Source organism: Moraxella tetraodonis, from assembly GCF_022359095.1.
GTDB classification, from domain to species: Bacteria; Pseudomonadota; Gammaproteobacteria; order Pseudomonadales; family Moraxellaceae; genus Faucicola; species Faucicola tetraodonis.
Map to the genome: position 1 here is coordinate 1 of NZ_JACSYB010000003.1, position 25034 is coordinate 25034.

At 39.4% G+C, this 25034-nt stretch carries 23 protein-coding genes and 4 pseudogenes; 10 read left to right on the top strand and 17 right to left on the bottom strand.

The features are described 5' to 3' along the window. The 4 genes and pseudogenes from H9W84_RS11095 to H9W84_RS12150 all read left to right on the top strand — a co-directional run. Nucleotides 1-443: pseudogene (locus H9W84_RS11095) on the top strand (Qat anti-phage system QueC-like protein QatC); the annotation flags it as partial. After that, nucleotides 443-1183, top strand: a complete 741-nt coding sequence (gene qatD, locus H9W84_RS11100) for a Qat anti-phage system TatD family nuclease QatD (RefSeq protein ID WP_239743862.1) — start codon at nucleotides 443-445, stop codon at nucleotides 1181-1183. The pseudogene H9W84_RS11095 and the gene qatD, both read left to right, overlap by 1 nt. Nucleotides 1184-1290: 107 nt before the next feature. Next, the gene (locus H9W84_RS11105) at nucleotides 1291-1611 is read left to right on the top strand and encodes a hypothetical protein (protein ID WP_239743864.1); all 321 of its coding nucleotides are present in this window, start codon (nucleotides 1291-1293) and stop codon (nucleotides 1609-1611) included. 176 nt (nucleotides 1612-1787) lie between these two features. After that, the gene (locus H9W84_RS12150) at nucleotides 1788-2072 is read left to right on the top strand and encodes an integrase core domain-containing protein (protein WP_256999136.1); all 285 of its coding nucleotides are present in this window, start codon (nucleotides 1788-1790) and stop codon (nucleotides 2070-2072) included. Between the two features lie 40 nt (nucleotides 2073-2112). On the opposite strand, the gene H9W84_RS11115 is transcribed toward H9W84_RS12150, so the two are convergent. Then, nucleotides 2113-2388, bottom strand: a complete 276-nt coding sequence (locus H9W84_RS11115; protein WP_095356957.1) for a transposase — start codon at nucleotides 2386-2388, stop codon at nucleotides 2113-2115. A gap of 433 nt (nucleotides 2389-2821) precedes the next feature. Between H9W84_RS11115 and H9W84_RS11120 the strand changes: the two genes are divergently transcribed. From H9W84_RS11120 to H9W84_RS11130, 3 genes are read left to right on the top strand one after another with little or no spacing between them, the layout of a single operon-like run. Then, nucleotides 2822-5164, top strand: a complete 2343-nt coding sequence (locus H9W84_RS11120; protein ID WP_239743866.1) for a tellurite resistance TerB family protein — start codon at nucleotides 2822-2824, stop codon at nucleotides 5162-5164. Between the two features lie 22 nt (nucleotides 5165-5186). Next, complete coding sequence (locus H9W84_RS11125) at nucleotides 5187-6500, top strand: ATP-binding protein (protein WP_095356959.1); 1314 nt, start codon at nucleotides 5187-5189, stop codon at nucleotides 6498-6500. Between the two features lie 21 nt (nucleotides 6501-6521). Continuing rightward, nucleotides 6522-8810, top strand: a complete 2289-nt coding sequence (locus H9W84_RS11130) for a DEAD/DEAH box helicase (RefSeq protein ID WP_144918832.1) — start codon at nucleotides 6522-6524, stop codon at nucleotides 8808-8810. Between the two features lie 131 nt (nucleotides 8811-8941). On the opposite strand, the gene H9W84_RS11135 is transcribed toward H9W84_RS11130, so the two are convergent. The 5 genes from H9W84_RS11135 to leuC are packed head-to-tail and all read right to left on the bottom strand — an operon-like array spanning nucleotide 8942 to nucleotide 12479. Next, the gene (locus H9W84_RS11135; protein ID WP_095356961.1) at nucleotides 8942-9376 is read right to left on the bottom strand and encodes a LysR substrate-binding domain-containing protein; all 435 of its coding nucleotides are present in this window, start codon (nucleotides 9374-9376) and stop codon (nucleotides 8942-8944) included. Then, nucleotides 9363-9503, bottom strand: a complete 141-nt coding sequence (locus tag H9W84_RS11140) for a helix-turn-helix domain-containing protein (RefSeq protein WP_143822855.1) — start codon at nucleotides 9501-9503, stop codon at nucleotides 9363-9365. The genes H9W84_RS11135 and H9W84_RS11140 overlap by 14 nt, the downstream gene beginning before the upstream one ends. Nucleotides 9504-9508: 5 nt before the next feature. After that, a complete protein-coding gene (locus H9W84_RS11145; protein ID WP_095356962.1) occupies nucleotides 9509-10417 on the bottom strand; it encodes an alpha/beta fold hydrolase in 909 nt (302 codons plus the stop codon). Between the two features lie 30 nt (nucleotides 10418-10447). Next, nucleotides 10448-11059: a 3-isopropylmalate dehydratase small subunit gene (gene leuD / locus H9W84_RS11150; RefSeq protein WP_239743868.1), complete on the bottom strand. Its 612-nt coding sequence runs from the start codon at nucleotides 11057-11059 to the stop codon at nucleotides 10448-10450. Then, nucleotides 11046-12479 (bottom strand): 3-isopropylmalate dehydratase large subunit, encoded by a 1434-nt coding sequence (gene leuC / locus H9W84_RS11155; RefSeq protein ID WP_095356964.1) that lies wholly within the window; start codon nucleotides 12477-12479, stop codon nucleotides 11046-11048. Before leuC ends, leuD begins: the two co-directional genes overlap by 14 nt. Before the next feature lie 185 nt (nucleotides 12480-12664). Between leuC and H9W84_RS11160 the strand changes: the two are divergent. Both H9W84_RS11160 and H9W84_RS11165 read left to right on the top strand, forming a co-directional pair. Beyond that, nucleotides 12665-12910, top strand: a pseudogene (locus H9W84_RS11160) (transposase); the annotation flags it as partial. A 147-nt stretch (nucleotides 12911-13057) separates the two neighbouring features. Continuing rightward, nucleotides 13058-14316: pseudogene (locus H9W84_RS11165) on the top strand (IS256 family transposase). A 1-nt stretch (nucleotide 14317) separates the two neighbouring features. Here H9W84_RS11165 and H9W84_RS12210 read toward each other — a convergent pair. From H9W84_RS12210 to H9W84_RS11200, 8 genes are all read right to left on the bottom strand, one after another. After that, on the bottom strand, nucleotides 14318-14479 hold the full coding sequence (locus H9W84_RS12210) for a transposase (RefSeq protein WP_095356956.1): 162 nt from the start codon (nucleotides 14477-14479) through the stop codon (nucleotides 14318-14320). A 556-nt stretch (nucleotides 14480-15035) separates the two neighbouring features. Then, nucleotides 15036-15782: an acetoacetate decarboxylase family protein gene (locus tag H9W84_RS11170; RefSeq protein WP_239743870.1), complete on the bottom strand. Its 747-nt coding sequence runs from the start codon at nucleotides 15780-15782 to the stop codon at nucleotides 15036-15038. Between the two features lie 394 nt (nucleotides 15783-16176). Then, entirely contained in the window at nucleotides 16177-17145 is a 969-nt protein-coding gene (locus H9W84_RS11175) for a 5-methyltetrahydropteroyltriglutamate--homocysteine S-methyltransferase (RefSeq protein WP_239743872.1), read from the bottom strand. A gap of 6 nt (nucleotides 17146-17151) precedes the next feature. Continuing rightward, nucleotides 17152-17319 carry a hypothetical protein gene (locus tag H9W84_RS11180; RefSeq protein ID WP_239743874.1) on the bottom strand — a complete coding sequence of 56 codons (168 nt, stop codon included), beginning with the start codon at nucleotides 17317-17319 and terminating at the stop codon, nucleotides 17152-17154. A gap of 380 nt (nucleotides 17320-17699) precedes the next feature. Beyond that, nucleotides 17700-18500, bottom strand: a complete 801-nt coding sequence (locus tag H9W84_RS11185; protein ID WP_076777044.1) for an alpha/beta fold hydrolase — start codon at nucleotides 18498-18500, stop codon at nucleotides 17700-17702. Between the two features lie 175 nt (nucleotides 18501-18675). Further along, a complete protein-coding gene (locus H9W84_RS11190; protein ID WP_239743876.1) occupies nucleotides 18676-21186 on the bottom strand; it encodes a relaxase family protein in 2511 nt (836 codons plus the stop codon). A gap of 39 nt (nucleotides 21187-21225) precedes the next feature. Then, nucleotides 21226-21708, bottom strand: a complete 483-nt coding sequence (locus tag H9W84_RS11195) for a plasmid mobilization protein (RefSeq protein ID WP_239743878.1) — start codon at nucleotides 21706-21708, stop codon at nucleotides 21226-21228. Between the two features lie 947 nt (nucleotides 21709-22655). Next, nucleotides 22656-22940, bottom strand: a complete 285-nt coding sequence (locus H9W84_RS11200; RefSeq protein WP_239743880.1) for a hypothetical protein — start codon at nucleotides 22938-22940, stop codon at nucleotides 22656-22658. A gap of 175 nt (nucleotides 22941-23115) precedes the next feature. Here H9W84_RS11200 and H9W84_RS11205 point away from each other — a divergent pair, with 175 nt between their 5' ends. After that, nucleotides 23116-23355 carry a helix-turn-helix domain-containing protein gene (locus tag H9W84_RS11205; protein ID WP_040403339.1) on the top strand — a complete coding sequence of 80 codons (240 nt, stop codon included), beginning with the start codon at nucleotides 23116-23118 and terminating at the stop codon, nucleotides 23353-23355. Between the two features lie 52 nt (nucleotides 23356-23407). Here H9W84_RS11205 and H9W84_RS11210 read toward each other — a convergent pair whose 3' ends face one another. The 3 genes and pseudogenes from H9W84_RS11210 to H9W84_RS12215 form a co-directional block, all read right to left on the bottom strand. Beyond that, nucleotides 23408-24013 carry a 3'-5' exonuclease gene (locus H9W84_RS11210; RefSeq protein ID WP_239743882.1) on the bottom strand — a complete coding sequence of 202 codons (606 nt, stop codon included), beginning with the start codon at nucleotides 24011-24013 and terminating at the stop codon, nucleotides 23408-23410. Nucleotides 24014-24058: 45 nt separating this feature from the next. Next, nucleotides 24059-24720 (bottom strand): annotated as a pseudogene (locus H9W84_RS11215) (SOS response-associated peptidase family protein). Between the two features lie 51 nt (nucleotides 24721-24771). Further along, a complete protein-coding gene (locus H9W84_RS12215) occupies nucleotides 24772-24894 on the bottom strand; it encodes a DUF4113 domain-containing protein (protein ID WP_404935909.1) in 123 nt (40 codons plus the stop codon). Nucleotides 24895-25034 lie beyond the last annotated feature (140 nt).

Consider the following 25034-nt stretch of genomic DNA (forward strand, 5'->3'; position numbering starts at 1 on the left):
TTAAGCTATTGAACCCTTACCAGTTTAAAACAAAGGGTGAGATGATAGTAGACTGCCAAAATCAGACTTTACTGAAAAAAGCTGCCGTTGATACAGTTTCCTGTGGTAAATGGAAACGCTCAGGTACTCAATGCGGCAGATGTGTGCCATGCTTGATTAGGCGAGCTTCTTTTAATACAGCTACTTATAATGATACTACACCATACCAATTCCCAATTTTAAACGATGTCATCAAAAACCCTAATAATAGAGACGATTTGATGTCTATGATTGTCGCTATTCAGAGTTTAGAAAATGCTTCGAATAAAAATATTTGGGTGGCAAGGTCTGGTTCATTACCATTGGAGAAAACTGAACGTCAGAGCATTATCGATACTGTTTTAAGGGGAATGGGTGAAGTGAAAAATTATTTACAAACTCAAAATTTGGATGTAACTGTCTAATGTACCCATTGATTGATCTGCATTGCCATTTGGATTTATATGAAAATCCGCATAAAGTCGCTTCTTTATGCGATGCTTCAAGTTATATCCTATCAGTCACGACAACACCTAAAGCATGGTTCGGTACAAAGGAACTTGCAGAAAACCATCAAAGAATTCAAACAGCTCTTGGTTTGCATCCACAGATAGCTCATGAACGTAGTGAAGAACTAGATTTATTTGACCTATTAGTGGACGACACAAAATATATAGGTGAAATAGGATTAGATGGCTCGCGCTCACTAAAACAATTTCAACCGATTCAACAGAAAGTTTTTGAGCATATTGTTATACAATCGAATAAGTCTACTCCTAAAATTTTAACCATTCATAGTCTTCAGGCTGTGGATAGCGTACTTAACTGTTTAGAAAAACATTTTTCTAATGGAATACCTATCCTACATTGGTACACGGGAAATGAGATTCAATTAAATAGGGCGATAGCTAATGGTTGTTGGTTTTCAGTAAATCAGAAGATGCTTTCAAACAGCAAAGGAAAACAGCTCGTCAGCAAAATTCCCAAAAATCGAATCATCACTGAAACTGATGGCCCATTTATTAAAAATAAAAATCAGCCAATTTTTCCTGGCGAAGTTATGCCAGTGATGGATAATTTATCTAAGCTTTGGAATGAACCAAAAGAACAAGTTATCGCTAGAATCTTTGATAACTTTAAAATCCTTATAAGGCAGGTAAGTTAATAAACTATTAACTTAGTAATTCTGAAAAAGTAAAATGAAATTTCTCTTACTTAACTTGATTTGTTACTCTCAATAACTCAATAAATTTTCATAAATAGGATTTAATAATGAATAACATGGAAATTTCCTTAGCTAATTCACAACAAGATATCATAACTGCTATAAATAAACTTGAAACAATCGGCTATGTTACAGAGTTTGATAAAATATTAAATAATTTAGCAATCGAACATTGGCACAACGGATATCTTGATTTATTAAGAGAAAATAGCTATCAAGGCAAAGTTCAAAATATAGGTGGCTTTCATGAAAAATATGGGGCATATTACGCATTATATAATCCAAATTTAGTTGTTATTTCCGAAGTCCAAGACTGCTTAAATAAACAACTTAGGTCATGGATTGATGATTTCTATAACTCGAAATAACTTTCTTATTAGCACTATATGACATTTCTTACATAGATTAGCACAGAACTTGAATCATATTAAAATCTAAGGAATTCCGTCAATTTGCGCGATAATCAAAGTGAACTATGTAAAAAAAGTAGTTTTAGAGTTTCAAAATTTTTTAGTTTATGAATTTAAAAATGGTAATTTAAAACATGTCTATCTTTGATAAAGTCTTTGAAAATAATTCTCTAAAGCAGATTAATAGCATAAACGAACTATATAATTCTCTTGATGCAAAAAACTCACATGCAGTATTGTATTTACGCCAGTTTGATACCGTTAGCCAAGCTAGAGCTGGTTTGAAAGACTATTTTGAGTTTTATAATTATGAGCGGTTGCATCAGTCGCTCGATTATCATACACCTGCACAGGTTTATTTAAACAATAGTTCGGTTAATCCTGTGTTTTATCAACTCAATTCTATCTTAATTTTGTGATTATTTGGTCTAGACATTGGGGAGTACCTTAGTGCTTCGCTTATCCCTCCTCATTTAAAATATCTCGCTCTAGTTTAAGCTGGGTGATTTCTTTTTTTAGTCGCTGTATTTCTCGTTGTTCTTCTGTTAGGGCGTTGCCTTTGACTAATGGGTTGCCTTGTTGTTCTGCTCGGTAGCGTTTAAGCCACTTTTCCAAAGTTGATTTGCCAACATTGTATTGACTGGCAACATCAGGAACTTTCTGTCCTTGCTCTTCAATCAGTTTCACGAGTTCAAGTTTAAATTCTGCTGAGTATTGATTTCTTACTTTTGTCATGAGATTATCCCTCTACTTAAGGCATTATAATCTCTTATTAACTGTCTAGGTTTGTTATACCACTACAGGGTTTATTAGACGCTATTTAATAGACAAGTTAATTGACAAAAATAGTGGCAGTTTGCCCCTGTCCTTCGTCTAAATGGAAGTGACCAAAAAACCGACGTTTTTTAGACAAGTAAAGGATACTTAAAAATACTCGACAAAAGTCCTTAACGCCCTATTTTTTCCGTTTTCTGTGCTAACCCCTTTTAATGCTTTAATCATCATATTTTTTTAGAAACTTAAAAATGAATTAATTAAGGAAAAATATCCCACTTAAAAAGTGATATATTTTATAGATAAATTTGAGTCGAAATAATATTGAGCGCATGTGAATCTTTATTAAGATAGCTCCCAAAAAATTAAATTTACGGATAGCTTTTAATCTACTATGCAAAAACTAAAAATTTTAATCGCCAAGAGTAGTGAATTCCTAAAAAACCTAGGAAATCAACACGCATCAGAAAACCAAAAAAATCAATTCGCAGGTACATCCAATTCAAGTAGTCATTCTCGGCCCATTGTCCAAGATGATGACTTTGCTAATTTTACAATTTCATCGCATTCTACGCATCATCAGTCTGAGATTGACCAACCCAATGAATTTAATTCCATGCCTGTTCAACTTTATCCCCGACCGACTCGCAGTGAACCACAATCTCAAGCTCAATGGTTAACATACGACGCTTCTTTAACCATCCAAGGTCGGACGATTAAAAAGGGGTTGATTTATCATACTTGGTCAATGCCAAGAAGTGGGCGGTTTACTATTGAACCTTCATTATTAATTAATAATATGGGGGTGAGTGGACATACAAATTTCACCGTGTCTTCTCAAAACGTCTATCAAGATGATACGCTAGGCTATTGGCCGAGTTACGTAGAACTATCTGCACAATGCAAAGGCGTGTATTTAGATTGGTTGGCGTCAAAACGGGACTATCCTAATATGCCAATCGGTTATGTATTCATCTATTTTTATGGACTTGAGTATCGGATTATCACCAATTTAGAGAATGATAACGTAAGCATTGATGAATTTGCTCAAATTTATGAGGAAGTCGAGCGTCTATTAGCGATTTACAGCCATAACCAGTCGTTTAAATACTATGCTACCAACTTCTTAACGCTCATGCAGTTTAGCCGTCCGCATTTATTTTCCGTGGACGAGAGTGAAGATGACGAGAATATGAATGCCGAATCATTTCGGTTTGAATTAGCCAAAACGGTCGTAGAAAAACGCCCTATTCCTGCTTCATTAGCCTTAGCATGGCTGAAATTCTCAGAAAATTATTCGTTAAAAACGCCCGCAAGACGCTGTGAAATTGAGTTTAAGCAATTATTTAACCACAGATATAAACAAGCTTTTGGCAGAGGTCTTGAAGTCAGTGAAAATAAAACTCGCCTTAAATTTGATTATCGTCCTGCTAGCAGACTCATGCAAAATGTCAATATCAATGTAGGTGACTTGCCAGACCCTAGTAGACTAACAACACCTATTAAACGACTGGCTGAAATTGCTGATGGCTGCACCGAGCTGTTAAATCCGCTCAGTCGTTATTTAGCCAAGGAAGGTAATCAAAAAACCGATTTATCGGCTTTGTTATTGATGCCTGAAGATCTTGTCGATGCCAAGCAACAGCCGATTTTAAAAGAATTTAGCCAATGGGCTAGGCAAATCATAGAACAAGGAGAAGGCTTGGTATGGGTGTCGGATTTTTGGGAACATGTGGGAAGAGATTTACCCAAAACGCTTGGCAAAAAAGACATTGATTTTATGCAAGCCATAGCCAATAAGGCAGGTTTTGCCATTGCGCCCGATGTCAATTTACACCAACAAAAACTTAAGACTGACGGTTATATCGTGCTATATCAGCCTATGCCAGATTTTATCAAACCAAGTACTACTTTTAACCAAGTCCTTGTGATGCTTAGAATCGGGGCATTGGTTGCTGTAAACGATAATCAAGTGTCAGAAAAAGAAGTGCTGACGGTGGTCAGTCTGATTGACCAACAAGAGCGTTTAACTGACAATGAAAAAATGAGCTTAAGAGCTTATTTACTTTGGCAACTGAATACACCCAATAATGCCCAAGGTTTAAAATCTCGTCTGACCGCATTGCCTACTAATGCTTTAGACATTGTCAAACGTTATATTTTGCGTATTGCAATGGCAGAAGGTCAAGTCGATAACGCAAAAATCAAACGATTAGAGAAACTTTATACCAGTTTAGGTTTTGACAGATCACAACTGACCAGTGATATCCACCAAATGCAAACTAATACATCTGGAAGTGCTGAAACCACTCTCAATGAGCAGGCTAAAATGCCACAGGCAGGGGGGATTAATCAGGATGTATTAGCCAAACATGAGCAAGATACCTTACACGCTCAAACTCTACTGGCCCAAATTTTTGCGAGCCAAGACAGTGAAGAGACTCTAGAGGCGATACCTCAACCAGAATCGGGTAGTAAACCTGTCCATGCTAACCAAACCTACAATGCTAACGGGCTTGAGAGCAGTTATGAACAATTATTCCAACAACTCATCAGCAAAGAAAAATGGTCATATGAAGAATTTACGGAGTTATGTAGACCCGCCAATATGATGCCTGATGCGGTCATTGAAGTGTTAAATGATTGGGCTTACGACAGCGTTGATGCCCCTGTCATTGATGCTGAAGAAATGATTTATATTGATTTTGAGATCGTTGAAGAATTACAAGCACTGTAAAACTAAAAATGAAGGATAGCCCATGAGCGAAAAACGTATACGCAGTAAAGAACGAGATGCCATTATCCAATCGTTAAAATCAGGGGTCACCCCAAAGATTGGCATTCAGCACATTCAAGTCGGACGAGTCAATGAGCTATCAGCACTCATCAAAGACATTGACCGTATTGCAGACGGTGGCTCGGCATTTCGCTTGATTATTGGTGAATATGGCTCTGGCAAAACGTTTTTTTTAAGCGTGATTCGTACCATTGCCCTTGAGCGAAAACTGGTGACGGTCAATGCTGATTTATCACCCGACCGCCGTCTGCATGCTTCTGCAGGACAAGCTCGCAATCTATACGCTGAGCTCATGAAAAATCTTGCCACTCGTAATAAACCCGATGGCAATGCTTTAACCAGTGTCGTTGAAAAATTTATTACCGAAGCACGCAAACAAGCCGATAGCCAAGGGCAAAATGTCGCTCAAGTCATTCAGCAACGATTAAACGCCTTAACTGACATGGTCGGCGGTTACGATTTCGCTCAAGTGATTGAAGCCTACTGGTATGGTCATGAGCAAGATAATGAAATCCTTAAAAATAATGCCATCAAATGGCTAAGAGCCGAATACACAACTAAAACCGATGCCAAAAACGACTTGGGTGTGCGTACTATTATCTCAGACAACTCTTTTTATGACAGTCTAAAGTTATTAAGTTTATTTGTGCGTCAAGCGGGTTATGCAGGGTTATTAGTCAATCTTGATGAAATGGTCAATCTTTATAAATTAAACAGTAGCCAGGCTCGCATGTCAAACTATGAGCAAATCCTGCGTATGCTTAATGACTGTTTGCAAGGCACTGCCGAGCACTTAGGGTTTTTGCTTGGTGGTACGCCTGAATTTTTACTTGACCCTCGAAAAGGACTATATAGCTATGAAGCCTTACAATCTCGTTTGGCACAAAATAACTTTGCCAAGCAAGCAGGAGTGATTGACTACTCATCGCCTGCGTTGCATTTAGCCAATTTAACACCCGAAGAACTCTATATCTTGTTAAAAAACATCCGTCATGTCTTTTCAGAAGGCGATGAAGGCAACTATTTAGTGCCTGATGAAGCGATTCAGCAGTTTTTAGCTCATTGCCAACAAACCATTGGTGAAGCGTATTTTAGAACCCCTCGTAATACCATTAAAGCATTTTTAGATATGTTAGCCGTGATTGAACAAAACCCACAAATCAGTTGGCAACAATTAGTTGGCGATATCCATATTGAAGAAGAAAAGCCTTCGGATATGGATATAGCGATTGATGATGAAGATTTGGATGATGATTTTGCTGACTTTAAACTGTGATGCTAGAAGATAGAGATAGCCATGTCATCTTATCAATGCCTTGATAGACGGATTCAGCAATGGATTTTTAAACAGGGTTGGTCAGATTTACGTCCCATCCAACAGGATGCGATTGACCCTATTCTCTCGAAGAATACTGACGTACTTATCAGTGCATCAACTGCCTCGGGAAAAACTGAAGCCTTCTTTTTGCCTGCTTGCTCCGCTATTGTTGATAATCAAGAGGGCATTGGTATTTTATATATCAGTCCATTAAAAGCCTTGATTAATGACCAATATCGCCGTTTAGAGAGCTTATCTGAAATCACCCAAATCCCTGTCACGCCATGGCACGGGGATAGCTCACAGAGTCATAAAGGCAAACTGAGAAGAAATCCAAGTGGTATATTACTTATCACCCCAGAATCGCTAGAATCGTTAATGATGCGCCAATCTGGTTGGGTAAAAACAGCATTTGCCAATTTAACGTATATTTGTATTGATGAATTTCATGCTTTCATCGGTATGGAGCGGGGACAACAGTTATTATCCTTGCTCACTCGTTTAGAGCATCTACTGGGACGCTTGGATAGACCAATCCCTAGAGTCGCCTTAAGTGCAACATTAGGTAATTTAGAAGCCATTCCTGATATTTTGCGTCCCAACCAAAATCAGTATTTCCCATGTAAAACAATCAAAGACGACAAAACATCTAGTCAGCTTCAGCTACAAGTGCGTGGTTATCTCATCAAAGAGCCTACTAGAGAGCTAAATCCATCAGAAAATACTCAACAAATCCTTCCGATTTCTTTAGACAAATTTGCTGAAAATACATCCGAAGCAATTATAGAAGACCCCGATTTATTGATTTCTGACTTATATAAATTCTGTCGTAAAGGCAATCATTTGGTGTTTGCCAATAGTCGTGGTAGAACTGAGTATCTATCAGCCAAGCTAAGTGATATGTGTGAAGTGAACCATGTACCCAATGAATTTTTTCCACATCATGGTTCTTTAGCAAAAGAATTGCGAGAGACGCTTGAGCATCGGCTGCAACAAGAAAAAATTCCAACCACCGCACTTTGTACCATGACGCTTGAGCTGGGTATTGATATCGGTAAAGTAGATTCTGTCATACAAGTGACGCCCCCGCACTCGGTTGCCAGCTTACGTCAACGTATGGGTCGTGCAGGGCGAAGGGGCGACCCTGCAAAACTTAGGATGCTAATCTCTGAGCGTGAGATTACCGTAGATACCGCTATCCCAGACCGTCTACGTTTGGGTTTAATTCAATCACTGGCTATGGTTGGCTTATTGATTAATCAATGGTATGAACCCGCTGATACATCACTATACCATTTCTCTACCCTAATTCATCAGATATTAGCCACCATTGCTCAGTGGGGCGGTATTCGGGCGGAGCAACTTTATAAATTACTTTGCCAATTAGGCATATTCCAAAATATTAATACGCAACACTTTAAACAATTACTGACTCATATGGGTCAAATGCAACTGATAACTCAACTTGGCAGTGGTGAAATAACGCTTGGTATCGTTGGTGAAAAACTAACTAGCCATTATAGTTTTTATGCCGCCTTTAAAACACCTGAAGAATATCAAATCATTTATCAAGGTAAACCTTTAGGTACGCTCCCTATTGATTCAATGATTGTTGAACAGCAATATATTGTTTTTGGGGGTAGAAAGTGGTTAGTAACATTCATTGATAGTGACAAAAGAATTGTCATCGTTGAACGTGCTAAAGGGGGTGTTCCGCCTTTATTTGGCGGTGGTAGTCTAAGTGTGCATACAATTGTTCGTCAAGAGATGCTGAAAATTTTTATGCAGCGGGATTACTGCATTGTGGTAAATGGGGAAAAAAGGGATTATATTAATCCAACTGCTAAAGAATTATTCAACGAAAGTATCGAGAATTTTTACCAACTTGGTTTGAATAACAATTGGCTAATTGAAGCAGGCTCAACGGTTTATATTTTTACTTGGTTAGGTGATAAAGCAAATAATGCCTTGGTCGCGTTACTAGCGCAATCTGGTTATATGGTTGGTAATGATGGTGGTGTAATTGATATACGTAAATCTGCAAATGATGAAGATAAAATTTCTGCCGCTGAAATCCAAAGGTGTTTAAAACGTATATTGAGGCAGGGACTGCCAACCGCTGAACAGCTAGCAAAACAAGTGCCGCTAAAGTCTCTTGAAAAATTTGATGACTTTTTACCTGAAAGTTTACTTTGTTTGAGCTATAGCGCAATTGCATTTGATTTAGATGAATTAAAACAGTGGCTAGAATTGGTTTGTAACGCTTAATAGCTTCATCTATAATTTCGCACAATTTATTTTATGTTAAATAATTTTTTAAAATCAAATAGTTACTGACTATCTTCTAAATATTAACAAGTGTTGTTATTGATAGTCATCAATGAATATTGCTATCTGCTTTAAGATAGTTTATTTAAGTTCTTCTCTAAATAATCTGCTAAAAAATTAACTAACAAATTTAGTTTGGCAGAGTTCGATGGTCGTTGAGTAAATACTGCCCAAATATCTGCGGGTTGATACCACTCGGGCAATAATTGAACGAGTTGTTCTGACGTTAAGTAAGGTTGGACATGCCACTGCGACCGCAGTAAGACACCCTTGCCTTGTAAGGCCCAGTCTAACGCAATATTGCCACTGTTAGTGGTATATTGATAACTCACAGGCACATTAATTTGCTCACTACCATTAGTCAGTAACCAATTGCCAATGGCTTGATTCCTTTCTTGAATCACTAAACAGTGATGAGATGCCAGCTCATTGATAGAATTAGGCGAAGCGTATTGAGCGATATAACTGGGGGACGCACATAGAATTCGGCGATTACTCTCGGGCAGCTTGCGAGAAACTGCCGTGTCTGACTACACTGATAAATATATACAAATCATTGGCATTGGGCCAAGGTAGCTCGGTATAGGGTAAATTGGACGTAAGAAAAGATTGATTGAGTAAGCTAGTTGACATTTGATTTAGTTTTGTTGCAAAAATTTCTGTAAGTGTAGCAAAAACTCATCGGCAATTTCTTCTTGAGGTGAATGGCCACAATCTAAAGCCATTCCTTCCACATTGACTGCCTTTTGCTGCCAGATTGCTAATACATCATACAGTTGACCCACAGTACCTTTACTACCCCACAGTACTAATAAGGGACATTGAATTAACTTGTCTTGGTCACTATCATCATCTGATAAATCAATAGTTGCTGCCGCTCGATAATCTTCACAAACGGCATGAATCATCTTTGGATTTTCATAACAACGTAAATAATCTTTGAAAATCTCATCCGATAAAGCATTGGGTGTTTTCAACTGCCCATCAATATGTTTTCTTAAGAAAAACTCAGGGTCTGCCCCAATTAGCTTTTCAGGTAGCGGCTGTGGCTGGATCAAGAAAAACCACCAAAAGTAACGAGTGGCGAATTCTTTATTTGTCATCGCATACATAGTAGCGGTGGGAGCAATATCTAAGAACACCGCTTTGGTCAATTGGCTCGGGTAATCTAGAGCTAGCCGATGCCCGACTCTAGCACCACGGTCATGCCCGACAAAGTAAAAATTGGTAATTTGCAGCTCATCCATTAGTAAAATGATATCGTGCGCCATAACCCTTTTTGAATACGCTCGATGCGTATTATCACTGGGCGGTCTGTCACTATCACCATAACCTCGAATATCTGGTAGGATAACGTAATACTGCTTGGCTAATATCGGGGCGACTTTATGCCAAGTTGCGTGATTTTGCGGGTGTCCATGTAATAACACTAGTGTCTCACCTTGACCGGCAGCAGCGAAACGCAGCGTAATCCCATTAGACAAATGGGCATCATATTCGGTAAAGCCCTTCACCAATGAAGGAGTATCAACTTGTTGAATTGTCACAGTTTGCTCACTTAAAATTAGTCAATCAGCCTAAACACGTTTTAGCCAAGGGTTAGCCATATAATGCTGGTGTTCAAACTGCTCAATGCTGGATAAATCAGTTAAGGTCCAGTTTATAAGGTCTTCGCCACTCATTAAGATATTCTTTTTAACCTGACTTATCTCAAATAACAAACTATCCTCGCAGGTTTGGATTTCACACGATTCTAATGAAACCGTAATTTGGTTTTTATTAGGATTGTTGGCAATGTGGGTTAATTTATCCAAAGTAGTTGGATCCAAGCTTACGGTTAAAATCCCATTTCGCAAACAATTATCATCAAAAATCCCTGCAAACGTCGTTCCAAATAATGCTCGAATGCCTAATTGCTGTAACCCCCATACGGCATGTTCACGGCTTGAGCCACACCCAAAATTCTTACCAACCACTAAAAAAGTAGCTGGCTGGTATTCGGGCTGATTTAAGATAAAGCAGGGATTCATACGTCCATCAGTTAGAAATCTGCGGTCATAAAACACACCTTTGTCCAATCCTTGACGATCAATGCCCTTTAAAAACTGTTTGGGCATAATAACATCGGTATCAATATTTGATTCAAGTAAGGGGGCAATAATACCTGTCAATCGATTAAATGTTTGCATAAGATTCTTCCATCCACATAAAAATACGCACGTCTTCTAGATGTCCTGCAATAGCAGCGGCAGCCACCATGGCAGGGCTCATCAAATGAGTTCTAGCCCCTGCCCCTTGTCGTCCTGGAAAATTACGGTTGGTACTTGATGCACAACGATCACCCGGCGCTAACACATCTTCATTCATGGCTAAACACATTGAGCAGCCTGACTGTCGCCATTCAAAGCCAGCTTTCATAAAGATGTCAGCTAAGCCCTCTCGCTCCGCTTGCAGACGCACTTGGGTCGAACCCGGCACAACCATCCCTCTGACATGCGGGGCAATTTTTCTGTCTTTTAATATAGATGCAGCTGATCTTAAATCTTCAATCCGTCCATTGGTACAAGACCCAATAAAAGCATGCGTGATTTTAATAGTTCGCAGGGGTGTATTTGGCTTTAAATCCATATAAGCTAGCGCCTTTTGCATTGCTAAACGCTTGACAGCCTCAGTCTCATGCTGTGGATCAGGAATTTGCTCATTGATTGACAAGGCTTGGTCTGGACTGATACCCCAAGTGACTTTGGGTTCAAGAGATTGGCAATTTAGTTCAATGGTTTTGTCATACTTGGCATCAGCATCACTTGCAAGCTGTTGCCAATGGGCAACAGCTTGATCCCATAATTTTCCTGTCGGCATTTGTGGTTTATCTTTAATATAGCTAAATACTTTGTTGTCAGGGGCAATGATTGCACCTCGAGCACCCGCTTCGACCGCCATATTGCATAGGGTCATTCGCCCCTCAATGCTAAGATTGCGTATAGTATCGCCAGTAAATTCAATAGCATAACCCGTCGCACCGGATGCACCGATTTGTTTAATCAAAGCCATGACGATATCCTTGGCAGTACAGCCAAAAGCCAATTCGCCTGTTACGGTCACCATCATGGTTTTTAAACAACGATATATCAGGGTTTGTGTCGCCAATAAATGCTCTATTTCAGACGTACCTATGCCAAATCCTAATGCCCCAAAGGCACCGTAAGTCGTGGTATGACTGTCGCCTGCGGCAATCACCATCCCCGGCATTACAAGTCCTTGCTCCGGTGCGACCACATGCTCTATGCCTTGTCTGACATCTAAGACATCAAATAGTTCGATGTTAAAGTCAGCAGCATTTTGTCTAAAATAATCAACTTGTTTTTGCCCACTAGCATCGCGCATGACTTTATCTCGTACAGGTTTAGTAGGATTCACATGATCGATATTGAGCAGAAAGTTTTTAGGATGGCGAACAGCTCGGTTTTTTTCTCTTAACCCCGTGAATGCTTGTGGACTGGTATATTCATTTAAAATAGAGCGGTCAATATACAATAGAACATGATCATCCCCGAGCTCTTTGATAATGTGAGATGATAAAATTTTTTCATATAGGGTTTGTGCCATCATAATTAGCCCTTTTACTGTTTGAATATCTTGTATATCAATATTTTCATAGTCAACGGGCTTATTCAATAATTTAAGTATTTACGAATTGGAAAAGCAAGTTTTCCATTTCAGATATAATATTGATGTATGCTGAAAAAAACAGACAAAAATATTTGGTAAACTAATAACCTAAACAGGAGTTTACCATGAGTAAGAAAAGAGTAGAATACAGCGACACCTTCAAAGCTGAAGCCATCGCTAAAATCAAAGAAAATAACGGCAACATCAGCCAAACGACTAAAGAACTTGGCATTCTTATGAACACACTAGCAAACTGGCACAGAAAAGCTGAAAGTGGTACGCTTACAGGCATACAAAATTATAGTCCTGAACTCATAGCTGCCTTCGATAAAATTAAAGACCTTAAAAAACAACTAAAAATCGCTCAAGAAGGGGTTAGAACAGAATTCGGAAAAAATAGTATGCTAAGGAATTTTGTCGAGTTTTAAGTCTTTTTAATCCTCATTATCTCGGAAGGGGGTAGTGTTCAAAAAACTGTGTCATTCCCATAAACTGTCAAATAAAACAGGAATGACAACATGCAAAACTTTGACTTTAACGAAGCCTTAAAAGCTATTCAATCTGGTAAACCCATCACAGGCAGTGATGGTGTCCTTGCCCCGCTCATAAAGCAACTCACCGAAGCGGCACTATCGGCTGAGATAGACAGCCACCTTGAGCAAAACCCAAGTAACAATCGCCGTAACGGCTACAGCAAAAAGACCGTCAAATCAGCCGTTGGCAGCTTTGAGCTTGAAACACCACGTGACCGTAATGGGGAATTTGAACCTGAGCGAGGAAATAGCGAAGCATCGCTTCGCCCGAGCGCAAGACGAAGGCTATGCCTGAGTGACTGGTTAAAAAGCATCAGACTAAGCTCACCCCTGAAATTGATAACCGCATTCTCTCTCTATTCTCGCATGGCATGAGCTATGGGGCAATCAAAGACCACATCTCTGAGATTTACCAATTGGAAGTCTCTGAAGCCACCATTAGCAATATTACTGATAGTCTTATCCCACAGCTTAAAGCCTGGCAATCAAGACCACTCGATAGCGTTTATCCGTTTGTCTGGCTCGATGCCGTCCACTACAAGGTTAAAGACGAAGGACGCTATGTTAATAAAGCTGTTTACACGCTGTTAGCACTGAATACCGAGGGTCACAAAGAACTCATTGGTTTGTACTGCTCCGAAAGCGAAGGATCTAATTACTGGCTATCGGTGCTCACTGACTTACACAATCGTGGCTTACAAGATATTCTGATTGCCTGTGTCGATGGGCTTAAAGGCTTCCCTGAAGCGATACAGGCTATCTTTCCTAATACCGAGGTACAACTATGTGTGATTCACCAAATCCGTAACAGTATTCGTTATGTCGCAAGTAAAGATCAGAAAGCTTTCATGCGTGATTTAAAGCCTGTCTATAAGGCAATCAATAAAGATTCGGCTGAACTGGCTTTAGATGAGCTTGATAGACTCTGGGGCAGTAAGTACCCTGCTGTGATTGCTTCTTGGCGAGACAAATGGCATTTGCTTTCTGCTTATTTCAAGTACCCCGATGCGGTCAGAAAGCCGATTTATACAACCAATGCGGTTGAAGCGGTACATCGCCAATTTCGTAAGCTAACTAAAACTAAAGGGGCTTTCCCTAATGAAACCAGCTTGCTTAAACTTTTATATGTTGGTATGTTAAATGCGTCGGAGAAATGGACAATGCCAATTAACAATTGGGGACAAACCATGATGCAGTTGTCTATCCATTTCCCTGGTCGGTTAGATGATGTGATTAATCTTTAATTCACTTGACACAGAGTTTTGAACGCCCTCGGTTGATGCCGTTGTCTCTGGCTATGCTGGCAATAGACCGTCCTGAGCTTATCGCTTCTTGGACTAGAAATTCTTTGAATTCGTCCCTGTAGGTCTTGCGTCTGGGTTTGTTGGTTGCCATTTTAATGTCCATTTACTGAAAATCATGGACATTATCTCGCTTTAGTTTACGGTGAAATAGGTGGGATGGTCGGGGGCTTACGGAGTGTCTAAAAAACCAGGGTTTAATAGACATTTTACTTTCACAGTTTTTAAATAGCTATTCTAGCGATTTTTTGTATAACAACTCATCTATTAAATATCTTACAATAAAGCCTTATACTTTGCTTTATAAACAATCGCAAGGGCACTTATGAAAATCGGCTATGCTCGCACATTGACGATTGACCAACACCCCCTTGATTTACAACTCGACGCACTAACTACCTGTGGTTGTGAAAAAATCTTTCAAGAGTAAATATCCTCAGTAAAAGATAAACGTCCTCAACTAGAAAACTGCCTTCAAGCTTTGCGAGCTGGTGATATGCTCTACATATGGCGACCTAATGGAATCTAAATTGATTTAAAAATACTCAAAGTCAGTAAGTCTTTGTTTTAGAAGGTGTTAAAATTCGATAAAATTCCTTACCGCCCTATTTTTTCCGTTTTCTGTGGTGACCCCTGTAAGCAGGTTTTTGAAGTTCGAATTATCAATCAAAAATTACGCCTTCATTTAAACGCAATTGCAAGCTATCAGTAAAGCTGACTGAAAAAGGTGTCGCGCCATTTAACTCAAGGCTATTGAGCCTTTGTGTCATTGGGTGACTGTTCGTTGAATCAACACTTAGCTTAAGATTACCTTTAGTGGCAATTTTAGCGCCATTTAATGTACGTGTATCTGCGGTTGCCCGTATTAACGCATCGTTTAACATTGAATATAAAACTAAGTCTGCCCAAGGGGCGGTAACTGAGACGCCGATCGTACCTGATAATGACAAGATGGATGTTTGAGGATTCTCTGGATGTTTGACAGAACTACTAAAATCCTTATCGTTTAAATTAAAATCAATATCGGTGACGAATTTCGGGTAGCCCCATAATTCTTTACCTGCACGACACGCAGTTTCAGTGGTTACCGGTAAATCACAAATCCACATACCGGTATTGCGTCGATCTGGTGGTAATGTCATTTCCATCAATGGATGAGCAGGTGTGTCTTGGTCTGCAGGATAGACAAGCATACTTGATGCAACTTCGTGATAAGGCTCACCATCAGTTAATTCACGATAATCATAGAAAGCTAGACTAAATAGCGCTTTATTGCCTATAAGCTTGGCAACCTTTAACTTTGGATTGTCCAATACACTGACTGCTTTGTCATAATCCACCATAAAAAAAGCAATCAGGCTTGACGCATCAAAGTACTTAATCGGCAGCTGAGCTTGACCTTGAGACATCTGTCTTGTGTGGGTGGCTTGTTGAAAAATGGGTCAGCATGCCATTTATTATTCACGTTTTTATTCATTATCATAGGTTAAGTACCTTTTTTATTATCAGATTGTTTTTAAGCGGTTTTATTTAAACATGACAATAGGAAAGTATAAAGTATTGTTGTGTAAAGCAATGCGTTCTACTCAATTAATTTAAAGTTTGGTAGGCATAACTAAATCTGATTGATGCATGCTGAAAAAAACGGAAGAAAATATTTGGTAACCTAGAATACTAAACAGAAGTTTATCGTGACTAAGAAAAGAATACAGTTAAACATTCAAAGCTGAAGCCATCGTCAAAGTCAAATAAAATAACATCAATCTACCAAGTTTTTTTCTCCATTGTTGACAGCAGAGGTCACTAGTTACCCCATACCTCATCGGCAATCTCTTTAATTAAATCGAGTTTTGCCCATTGAGCTTCTTCAGTCAAAATATTACCTTCTTCGGTTGAGGCAAAACCACATTGGGGGCTTATACATAACTGGTTAATATCTACAAACTGGGCTGCTTCTTTAATCCGCTCAATAATAACGTTTTTGTCTTCCAAGTCGCCTGTTTTTGACGTAACTAGACCTAGTACAACTTGCTGATTTTTGATATGTTGTAACGGTGCAAAATCTCCCGCGCGTTCACTATCATATTCCAAGAAAAAACCATCTACTCTGCAGGTACCAAACAACACCTCAGCAATAGGAGCATAACCACCTTCAGAAAACCAAGTTGAACGAAAATTACCACGACAAATATGCATGGTAATTTGCATATCGTCAGGTTTGGCATCTACAATACGATTGAGTACCGTCACATAATTTTTAGCAACCTTATCCAAATCAATACCACGAGTCTCGAATTCCGCTCGTTTATCGAGCGAGCAAAACTGCCCCCAACTTGTGTCATCAAGTTGTAAATTACGTAGACCTAACGCATAAAATTTGTTTAACGCTTTAATGTATGTGTTAGCAATGTCATCAAATAGCTGGCTTTCTTCTTGATAAAGGTCAATCGGCTGGTAATTTTCATCACGTATACAAGCCAATAAATGCAGCATACTGGGTGATGGGATGGTGAATTTGGTTGGGTAATTACCCGCACAATCCTTTAAAAGTTGATAGGCTTTGACAAAGGGATGGTCGTCACTAAAGTCGATTTTACCCACAATGGCAATGGTGTTACCCTTAGGTTTCGCACCCTTAAACGCAACAGGAAATTTTTCAAGGCTAATCATCTCAATGCCATTTAGTCCTGCTAAAAAATCTAAATGCCACCACACGCGGCTCAATTCACCATCGGTCACGGCGTGCAGTCCATGGCGTTTTTGTAGATTCACAAGATTTTAGATTTCGTCTTTTAGGATTTTGTCAAATGCCGCTTGGTTGATTTTGCCAGTTTGCAATTCGGTTTTGGCATTTTTTAGCGCGTCAGTGCGTAAAAATGACCCTACTACATCGTTACGGTATGGCGCTTGGGTTCGTGGAGTTGCCTGCGCAAATATTTGGCTCATAGTTGATTCGCTTTTGTTAAAAAACTTGAGGCGTGACTATAAGAGTTTTTAGCTAATCAGACAAACGCTGATTTTTCAAGGTAAAATGAATTGCGTTTAATGTTTTGACTACTAAACTGTGGGTTTGGTAATACATTTTAAGCATCCGTGCAGTTTTACTTAGCGTAGTCACTGGCTTGTTTTAGATTCAAGGAATTATATTTTATCCTATTACGACAGCACTATTGTTAACTGATTCATCTTCAAACTCAACCTGCCCAATACTTGTTATGTTAAAATAATATTTTTAAAATCAATTAGTTGCCTACTCCAATTTCAATATTATTAAGTGTTCTAATGAAAAATAACCTTATAAATTCCTCCGTTTTCTTCAGCATATATCAGTCAAGTCGTTGTAGCCATGTTAATACCGTATGGTTAAACAGTGTGGGCTTATCGACAGTAACCCAATGTGATGTCTTAAACCCGCTCACCTGATTGTTAGGTTGCTGCGTAATTTTAACAAGCCAAGCTTCAGAGTGAAACATGGTAGGTTTTTGTGTGCCATAGACGAACAGGTAAGGACAGGTAAAGTTAATCGATTGTAAGTTTTTAAAACCACCCTTTGCCTTTGTCCACGCCACATAATAAGGGTAGCCCATATTCGCATGGATCGTCTGAGATGCCGCAGGTGCTCCTAGGACTTTGCCTACTGTTCTGGCTATTTTATTACCAATGCTACCATTTAAACGAAAACCAATCACTAATGGCAGCTGATAGCCTGCAATCACCAGCTTATCTTTAACCGTTAAACTAGCATTAAACTCTTCACTATAGGCATCACCCACATCAATGCCAATTAAGCGGCTGACTTTCTTTGGATAACGTACCACATATTGATAGCCATAAATAGCACCCCAATCATGTACCATCAATATCACCGGCTTGTCAGGGCTGACATAGTCAATCACTTGACGAATGGTATCAATAATGTCTTCTAATGAAAACACCTTGGGGCGAGCCTGTGGCTCATCAAATAGAGGCAGCGTAAAGGTGACGCAACGATAGTCATTTTTAAAGAAAGCCACTTGGTTTTGCCACAGTGCTTGGGTATCGGGCCAACCATGTATCATCACCAAAGTTTGTTCGCCATTGCCCTCAATGCTACCGTTGACACCTGCTATATGAAAAGTCGTTGCCATAATTTTCCTAATTTATTGAATAGGTTAAAGTTTTTATGTACTGACCATACAAACACAAATAAAGGAAATAAACAAATTTTTGAATGTCTTTATGAACATTTTAGACTTAGAACTTAATTCAATTTGACTTCACCCATCATTCATTATGTTAAATACCAATCTTTCTTGTCTCACATTATCTCATTCTAAATCTTGGTACGTTATCATTTTTGCGCTCTTTTGGCAGTGTTTTAACTTCATCTTTGAGCTCATTATACCAGCCCAAACTCTGTGGACGGCTATTAACATAATCGGTTTTCTGTTGAGGCGATAATGGCTGCTTGGTCTCAGTATTGATTTTAACCACATTGCTAAATTGATTGCTTAGGCTATTAAATAATCGCTTGAGTAAATTGATGATCAACTCAATAATTGCTTTAACTGCATTGTGTAACTGGTTAAATCCGACTGCAACTTTGTTAATTCGCTCACTTTGTCCACTAAATCCGTTTTTAACGTTTCCAGCTCGCTGATTAAGCTTTCTAAGCTTTGCTGCTCGCTGTTGCTCTGCGATATACTGCTCTGTAATGTCTTTATCGAAGCCTCTAAATCTGTCAGTGACTTTTCGAACTCGCTTTCGTCGACGATTTGTATAACATCCAAGCGGGTCAAGGTTGATTGGATCTTGTCTTGCAAGTTTTGAAATTCTTCTTGTCCTTTTTTCAGTGTTTCTATCTCGGCGGTCTGAAGCTTGTCTAATTCGTTCAAGTACTCGTTGATTTGCTGGTTGTGTTGCTGGGTTTTTTGCTGTATCTGTTGGTCGAGGTGTACTAACAGTTGTTGATATAAGCTGGGCAACATCAATGCCAGATGTTTTTGTACCATCTTGTCGATTGTCTGCGGTTGCTGCTCTTTGAGTTGGTTGAGCGTCTGGCTCACTTGGCTGTACAAATCGCTCGACAGCTTGTTTAAGCTTTCGGTAATGAGTTGCTGGGTGGTAATGGGTTGCATGGTTATTTTTCTCTAATTGGGACGGTAATACGGGTTTTGGCTGATAAATAAAGTCGGATAGCCAAAACTGTTGTTCTGACACACGGCGTTTTTTGGATTTTTGGGAGTGATATTGATACCACCACCATACACCGCCTGGATATCCGTAAGGGCTTGGGCTTGATATTGAAGTGGTGTACGATTGATTTGTTGATTGAGTAAGCTTAGCTCCTTTTGACTTTGGTCGACCAAGATCTTGGTCTCTTGCCAATCCTTGTACTGGCTGTAATTCATCAGAGTCAGAATCAGCATCAGCAGTATCAATCCCCCCAATAGGCTGCCCATTACGATTCCTAGGCGCAGTTTGTTGCGTGCCATTTGCCCAATCAGCGCCCTGCTCTGTTGTTGGCTGTCCTCGATAGCTTCGATATCCGCTTGATGATTCGCCTCCATCTGCACCCGTAGGATTTGTTGCTGCTGTTGGTGATGCTGCAGGGTGGTTTGTGTTTCGTTGGTTATGGCTTGACGCAGTTGATTGCCCTGCTCCGTCAGGTGAGTTTGAATGTGCTGATAATCGTCGCTCGTCTGCTGCTTGAGCTGATCCATTTGCTCCAACATCCCAAGCAAGGCCTGTTTGGCGCTCTCCAAGGTCTGACAGGTCTGATTGAGCCAGCTTTGATGCTGCTTTAGATGACTGTCGCTTAAGCTTCGACTGCTCTTTTGATACTGCTCGAGCAGCTCGCAAATTTTCGTCATACCGCTGATAATATCGTTCTCGACGTTTTTCAAGCTCGCTTGGAAAAATTGTTTCTGCTGTTCTAAGCTGGTCTTCTCTTGTTCCTGCTGGGATTGGATTTGCTGCTTGGTTTGGGCCTGTGCGTTGTGCAATGTAGCTAATAATGGATTGGGTGATGTCTCGCTCATAAATGACACCTTTAAGTTTTATATTTTTTTTGGTGGGGTCAGGGTTTTTAATACTGATACTGTCTTTGCCTCTGCGAGAGATTTCGAAACCGAAGTCTTCAAGCAATTTTGCAACGTCATCTTGACAGGTTAAAGGCTCATCGGTTTGTTGTCGCAATGCCGCTTGAGTTAGTACCACATCGGTGAGTTGTTGTTTAAAATCCTCAATGCTTTGGTAGTGTTTGAGCTTATCGATAATTTTTTGCTTATTCGACTGATCCCAGTCTTTCAACAGATTTGGACCAATACTGGGAGTCACATCCCGACGGTTTTCTAAATCAGAAGGATTGATAAAACCATACTTATCATTGGTCAAATTTTTCCAGCTATTAACAAGGTTCAAATCACGATTGTGATAATAGACTTGTAGATGATTGCCCGATATCAACTCGACATTCGGAAAGACAAAGTTAAGCTCGACCCGACCTTTATCGGTATGTTCAACCCAATAACTGGTGTATTGATGCGGTTCAAGACCAACAAACATCATGGCTTCAAAGTCGGCCATGATGTCAAACTTTTGAGCTTCGGTGAGTTTGTCATCTTCATGAAAGCTTAGACAGCCTGAGGTATAAACTTTGGCAAATGGCAAGCCATTAATAATCTCAGTGACTTCATCAGCATCACCCAATAGTAAACGCGCTTTTTTACGAGGTTGATCGTTGGTACCCAGTAGATAATTTTTAACGGCACTGCCACCTAAGGTGCGTCTATCATCATCAGTGCCGCCTCGTTTAAAGAATTTCAATAGCACAGTATCACCCAGTCACGAGGTTATTTAGCTTGCCCTTTTTTAGCGTGAAACTTCCATTGGCATAGCAATAGAATCATCAATGTCTTCAGTCGCATGATCCTCACCTTCCCCCGCATTAAAGTAATTTTTTTTAATTTGATACTGGGCTTTTAACCCAGCCAATTGTTCAGCCATATTATCAATGGCTAGTGCTAAATTTAGGGTATCAATCGGACGTTTGGCATTGGCTTGCTCATGGGTATAGCGGACGAGTTGATTTAAATTTTTACCCATAGCGTGCAGTTGTTGTAATAGTCTTGGGTCAATCGTCGGAAAATCCCGTTCACGTCTTGTCACCTTTCCCTTAGTTAAAATTGCACGAGCATAGCGAGCCAAACTCATCCCTTCAGCTTTGGCTTCGAGCATAGAAAATTCTTCGTCACTAAAGCGAATATTAAGCCGCTTATCTCGTAGTTTTTTTGATGATTTTTTTACCGATACTTTGTCATGGCTTTGCTTTTTTTCGGCTGATTGTTGTGCCATTTTTAGTGCCTATCTATTTTTTATGAAGTCCATTTTTGGTTAAAGGGGGTTTGGGGTCTCCCCAATAAGCACCCATTTTAATCGCAACTATGTGAAGAGATAAATGGGTGCTGGGGGTTTCAAAAGGGGGTAAGCCCCCTTTTCCAGAACGCAGAGACAACCAATTTACGTTAGGAAATTTGGTGTCTCTGCATGTGCTGGCTATATTGATTTTTGCTCCTTTATATTGGTTAGGTTAGCATACTAATTTTTGGTTGTCATCTCATGAAATTGATGCGGTTTTGTATCTAAAGAAATGATAGTTTTTTAGTGGGTGATGATATTGTTTTGATAATAGCGGTTGATGTTTGATAGGTACCACTCTAGCATTTTATTTTTGATAGGGATGAGTAATTGGCGAAAATGAGCAGGATGCTTTTAGTGAGTTTGACTAAGCTGCTGAGTTTTTTTTGAGATTCTTAACGTGATTTTTCTGTTGGTGAATATTTTTTGGGATGATTTTTAATTTTTTAGTGATGTTTTTTTTGAAAAAGACAGCCAGTTCATTTTCGTTAGCTGTCTTTTTTAAGCAAGATATTTATGTTTTTTTATGATGGCATTCATAAAATGATTTTGACCGATAAGATTTTAGAAGGGACAATCATAGTCTTCATTATAGAATTGTTCTGCTGAAAAATTGATGTCAAATGGCTGTTGGATAAATTGGTGACAGTCATCGCATATCCAATTGAATTTTTGGTTCTGATAGTTATAGTTCGGTTCGTAGATTTGTCGCATGATGTTGCACTCTCTACAGTGGGTTTGGGTGTCATAGATTTTGAAGTGGCTGAACATTTCGCTAAGTAACGGTGCACTGATGTGATTTTTTGCTAGGTATTTGTAGTCCATATGATTTTCCTTTCTTTAGGTTAGGCTTGTGGTTTTAGCGGTTGTTAAGGGGACTTGTTCTATGCTATTTCTGGCATAAGTTTTAGAAATTTATGTTCAAGCTGGTGGTATTTTTCTTGGTCGTCGTTTACGTCTATGTCGTCTAATATTTCTGAAATCCATGTTTGAATGGCTTGGGTGTTGTTGCAGCGTTTGATGAGTCCTAGAAACAGGTAAAGGTTGTTACCTGGTTGTATCCGCTGTTCTTTGATTAGTTGGCTTGTAAGCTTATTAATTTGCTGTAGGCGGTTCTTTCTTTGGTCAAGTTGGTCATAGATGTGTTGGATGACGGGGTTCGGGTGCATTTTTGTGCTCCTTGAATTTTTTGTTGTTCGATTGGAAAATTATCTCAAGTATGGGATAATAGTTGAAATTGGGAATTTATATCTAAAAATAAAATTTATTCCCTAATTTAGGAACTATGTTAATATTATTTTATTCCTAAATCAAGTATTTATTTTCATTTTTAGGGATTTTATTGTGATAAAGATAAATTTGCCTGTTTTATTGGCACAACGTGGTCTTAAAGTTGCCGATATTGATAGAGATTTGGATATAAGTCGTTCGACCCTTTATCGTTTGTATAACAATGATGTGATAAAAATTGATATCGATGCCATTGATAAATTATGTAAGTATTTAGATTGCGCACCAGGTGATATTATTTTGTATGTAGATGATGACGAATCCCAGCACAATAAAAAAGAGCAACCCTATTAATTAGGTTGCTCTGTTCCCTACTACATAGCTGTATTTCAGTATCATACGCCATTCAATAATCCCAATGATGACTTCCCATCATTCCCTCCCACACCTTCACACACGCGAGTGCGTCGGTCGCTGCTCGGTGCGCATTGCTATGTTCTACTCCAAAGTGAGCCATAGCCTTGCTTAGGCTAAAATAGCGATTGGCTTTGAAATACGGTGAGTATTGCCCGATAAAATCAGCAAACTGCTTACACAGGCATTTTACTTCAGCTTGTTGCAAGCGAAGTTTATGCCCAGATTGTCGCATCATACGTACATCGAAGTTGGCATTGTAAGCATACAGGGTTCTTCCTTTGAGCAACTGTACAATCGCGGGTTGAATATTAATAAAGGTAGGTTTACCTATCAGCTCATGAGGATAAATCCCATGCTCCTTAAATGCGCCTGGGCTAGACGGTCTATCGGTGTAGATCAGCGTGTCGATAATCACATGTCGATCACTATCACAAAACGCAATTTCAATGATTTGATCCTCCCTGCTGCCACCGGTGGTTTCGGTATCAAAGAACAAGGGTTTACTGGTATCGTGCCGTTGGTTGTACTCTTCTACTTGCTTAAAGATGGCATCGATTTGAGATTGCGTATCTGCTGTCATTGGTGTTGAAGTCATTAAATTAATCAATCATGGGTGTAATTCAGTCATATAACTGCTACCCTAGCCATTAAACACATCCATTTGCGCCGTTTTAAGCGGTTTTTTCGGCTTTGGCCGATGTTCTGCTACATACCCAGCACCCATCGGTTTAAGTAGCTCAAACGCGTCCTCATGATGCATATTGAGCCAATCCTGGCGATGCTCAGGTTCGATCACCACAATCGAGCGTTTTTCATCTTCAGGCTTATGAAATTGTGATATGAAAGGATGATTATCGGCATTGATGGTCAGCATGGTCATGGAGCGAACGATTTGCTCCCCTATCTCAACAATTTCATATAAAGTGGCTACGGTAAATAGCTCACCATCCTCGCGTTCAATGCCATAATGTTAACCTTTACCATCGATATATTTGGGTTCAAAGATGGTTTGCACCGGAATGAGCGCAAACTGGTTGTTATACCAAGCGCGTTTAAAGCTTGGTTTATCCATGACCGTTTGACTACGGGCATTGTAGGTGTATTTGGCAATAGCAGTATCTTTCGCCCATTTAGGCACCATTCCAAACATGGCTGATCGCCACTCGTATTTGATAAGAGGTTAGCAAACAGTAAGGGGGCTTCATAGCCTGGGTAAATATCCTGTTTGACGTCAAAGCTGAGCTGTTAATTGGTAAATAACGGCGCTTGCGTAGGACTAATGGGTTGAAAGTTAGCACACATCAGGGTTTCTCTTTTAACATGGGTTTATTAACAGCCGTTAGCAAACTCGCACTAATGCACTTTAAGCAGATCTGATAGCTTGGTGGTATAGCTGGGGCTTAAAAACGCTCGATTCATCTGCCAATCTTGCTGCTTGGCTATTCCACTTACAGGAATTTCAACGTTTAAATGTATAAAAGTTTAAAAACAAAAAAAATTCTTTTTTAGGTTTTTATAGTTTTTAAAGGTTTATAGACCATCTGTATGCCTGATGTAGCCCGGTTTTGGAGAACATAAATAGGACGGATTGACTACTTTAATGGGACGGATTGACT

Excerpts from the sequence above, each read along its gene's own strand:
- H9W84_RS11210 (WP_239743882.1), bottom strand. The coding sequence starts at position 24,013 with ATGACTTCAACACCAATGACAGCAGATACGCAATCTCAAATCGATGCC.
- H9W84_RS11115 (WP_095356957.1), bottom strand. The coding sequence starts at position 2,388 with ATGACAAAAGTAAGAAATCAATACTCAGCAGAATTTAAACTTGAACTC.
- H9W84_RS11120 (WP_239743866.1), top strand. The coding sequence starts at position 2,822 with ATGCAAAAACTAAAAATTTTAATCGCCAAGAGTAGTGAATTCCTAAAA.
- H9W84_RS11125 (WP_095356959.1), top strand. The coding sequence starts at position 5,187 with ATGAGCGAAAAACGTATACGCAGTAAAGAACGAGATGCCATTATCCAA.
- H9W84_RS11195 (WP_239743878.1), bottom strand. The coding sequence starts at position 21,708 with ATGGCACAACAATCAGCCGAAAAAAAGCAAAGCCATGACAAAGTATCG.
- leuD (WP_239743868.1), bottom strand. The coding sequence starts at position 11,059 with ATGCAAACATTTAATCGATTGACAGGTATTATTGCCCCCTTACTTGAA.
- leuC (WP_095356964.1), bottom strand. The coding sequence starts at position 12,479 with ATGATGGCACAAACCCTATATGAAAAAATTTTATCATCTCACATTATC.
- H9W84_RS11130 (WP_144918832.1), top strand. The coding sequence starts at position 6,522 with ATGTCATCTTATCAATGCCTTGATAGACGGATTCAGCAATGGATTTTT.
- H9W84_RS11180 (WP_239743874.1), bottom strand. The coding sequence starts at position 17,319 with ATGAGCCAAATATTTGCGCAGGCAACTCCACGAACCCAAGCGCCATAC.
- H9W84_RS11185 (WP_076777044.1), bottom strand. The coding sequence starts at position 18,500 with ATGGCAACGACTTTTCATATAGCAGGTGTCAACGGTAGCATTGAGGGC.
- H9W84_RS12150 (WP_256999136.1), top strand. The coding sequence starts at position 1,788 with ATGTCTATCTTTGATAAAGTCTTTGAAAATAATTCTCTAAAGCAGATT.
- H9W84_RS12210 (WP_095356956.1), bottom strand. The coding sequence starts at position 14,479 with ATGGACATTAAAATGGCAACCAACAAACCCAGACGCAAGACCTACAGG.
- H9W84_RS11105 (WP_239743864.1), top strand. The coding sequence starts at position 1,291 with ATGAATAACATGGAAATTTCCTTAGCTAATTCACAACAAGATATCATA.
- H9W84_RS11200 (WP_239743880.1), bottom strand. The coding sequence starts at position 22,940 with ATGCACCCGAACCCCGTCATCCAACACATCTATGACCAACTTGACCAA.
- qatD (WP_239743862.1), top strand. The coding sequence starts at position 443 with ATGTACCCATTGATTGATCTGCATTGCCATTTGGATTTATATGAAAAT.
- H9W84_RS11170 (WP_239743870.1), bottom strand. The coding sequence starts at position 15,782 with ATGTCTCAAGGTCAAGCTCAGCTGCCGATTAAGTACTTTGATGCGTCA.
- H9W84_RS11140 (WP_143822855.1), bottom strand. The coding sequence starts at position 9,503 with ATGTCAACTAGCTTACTCAATCAATCTTTTCTTACGTCCAATTTACCC.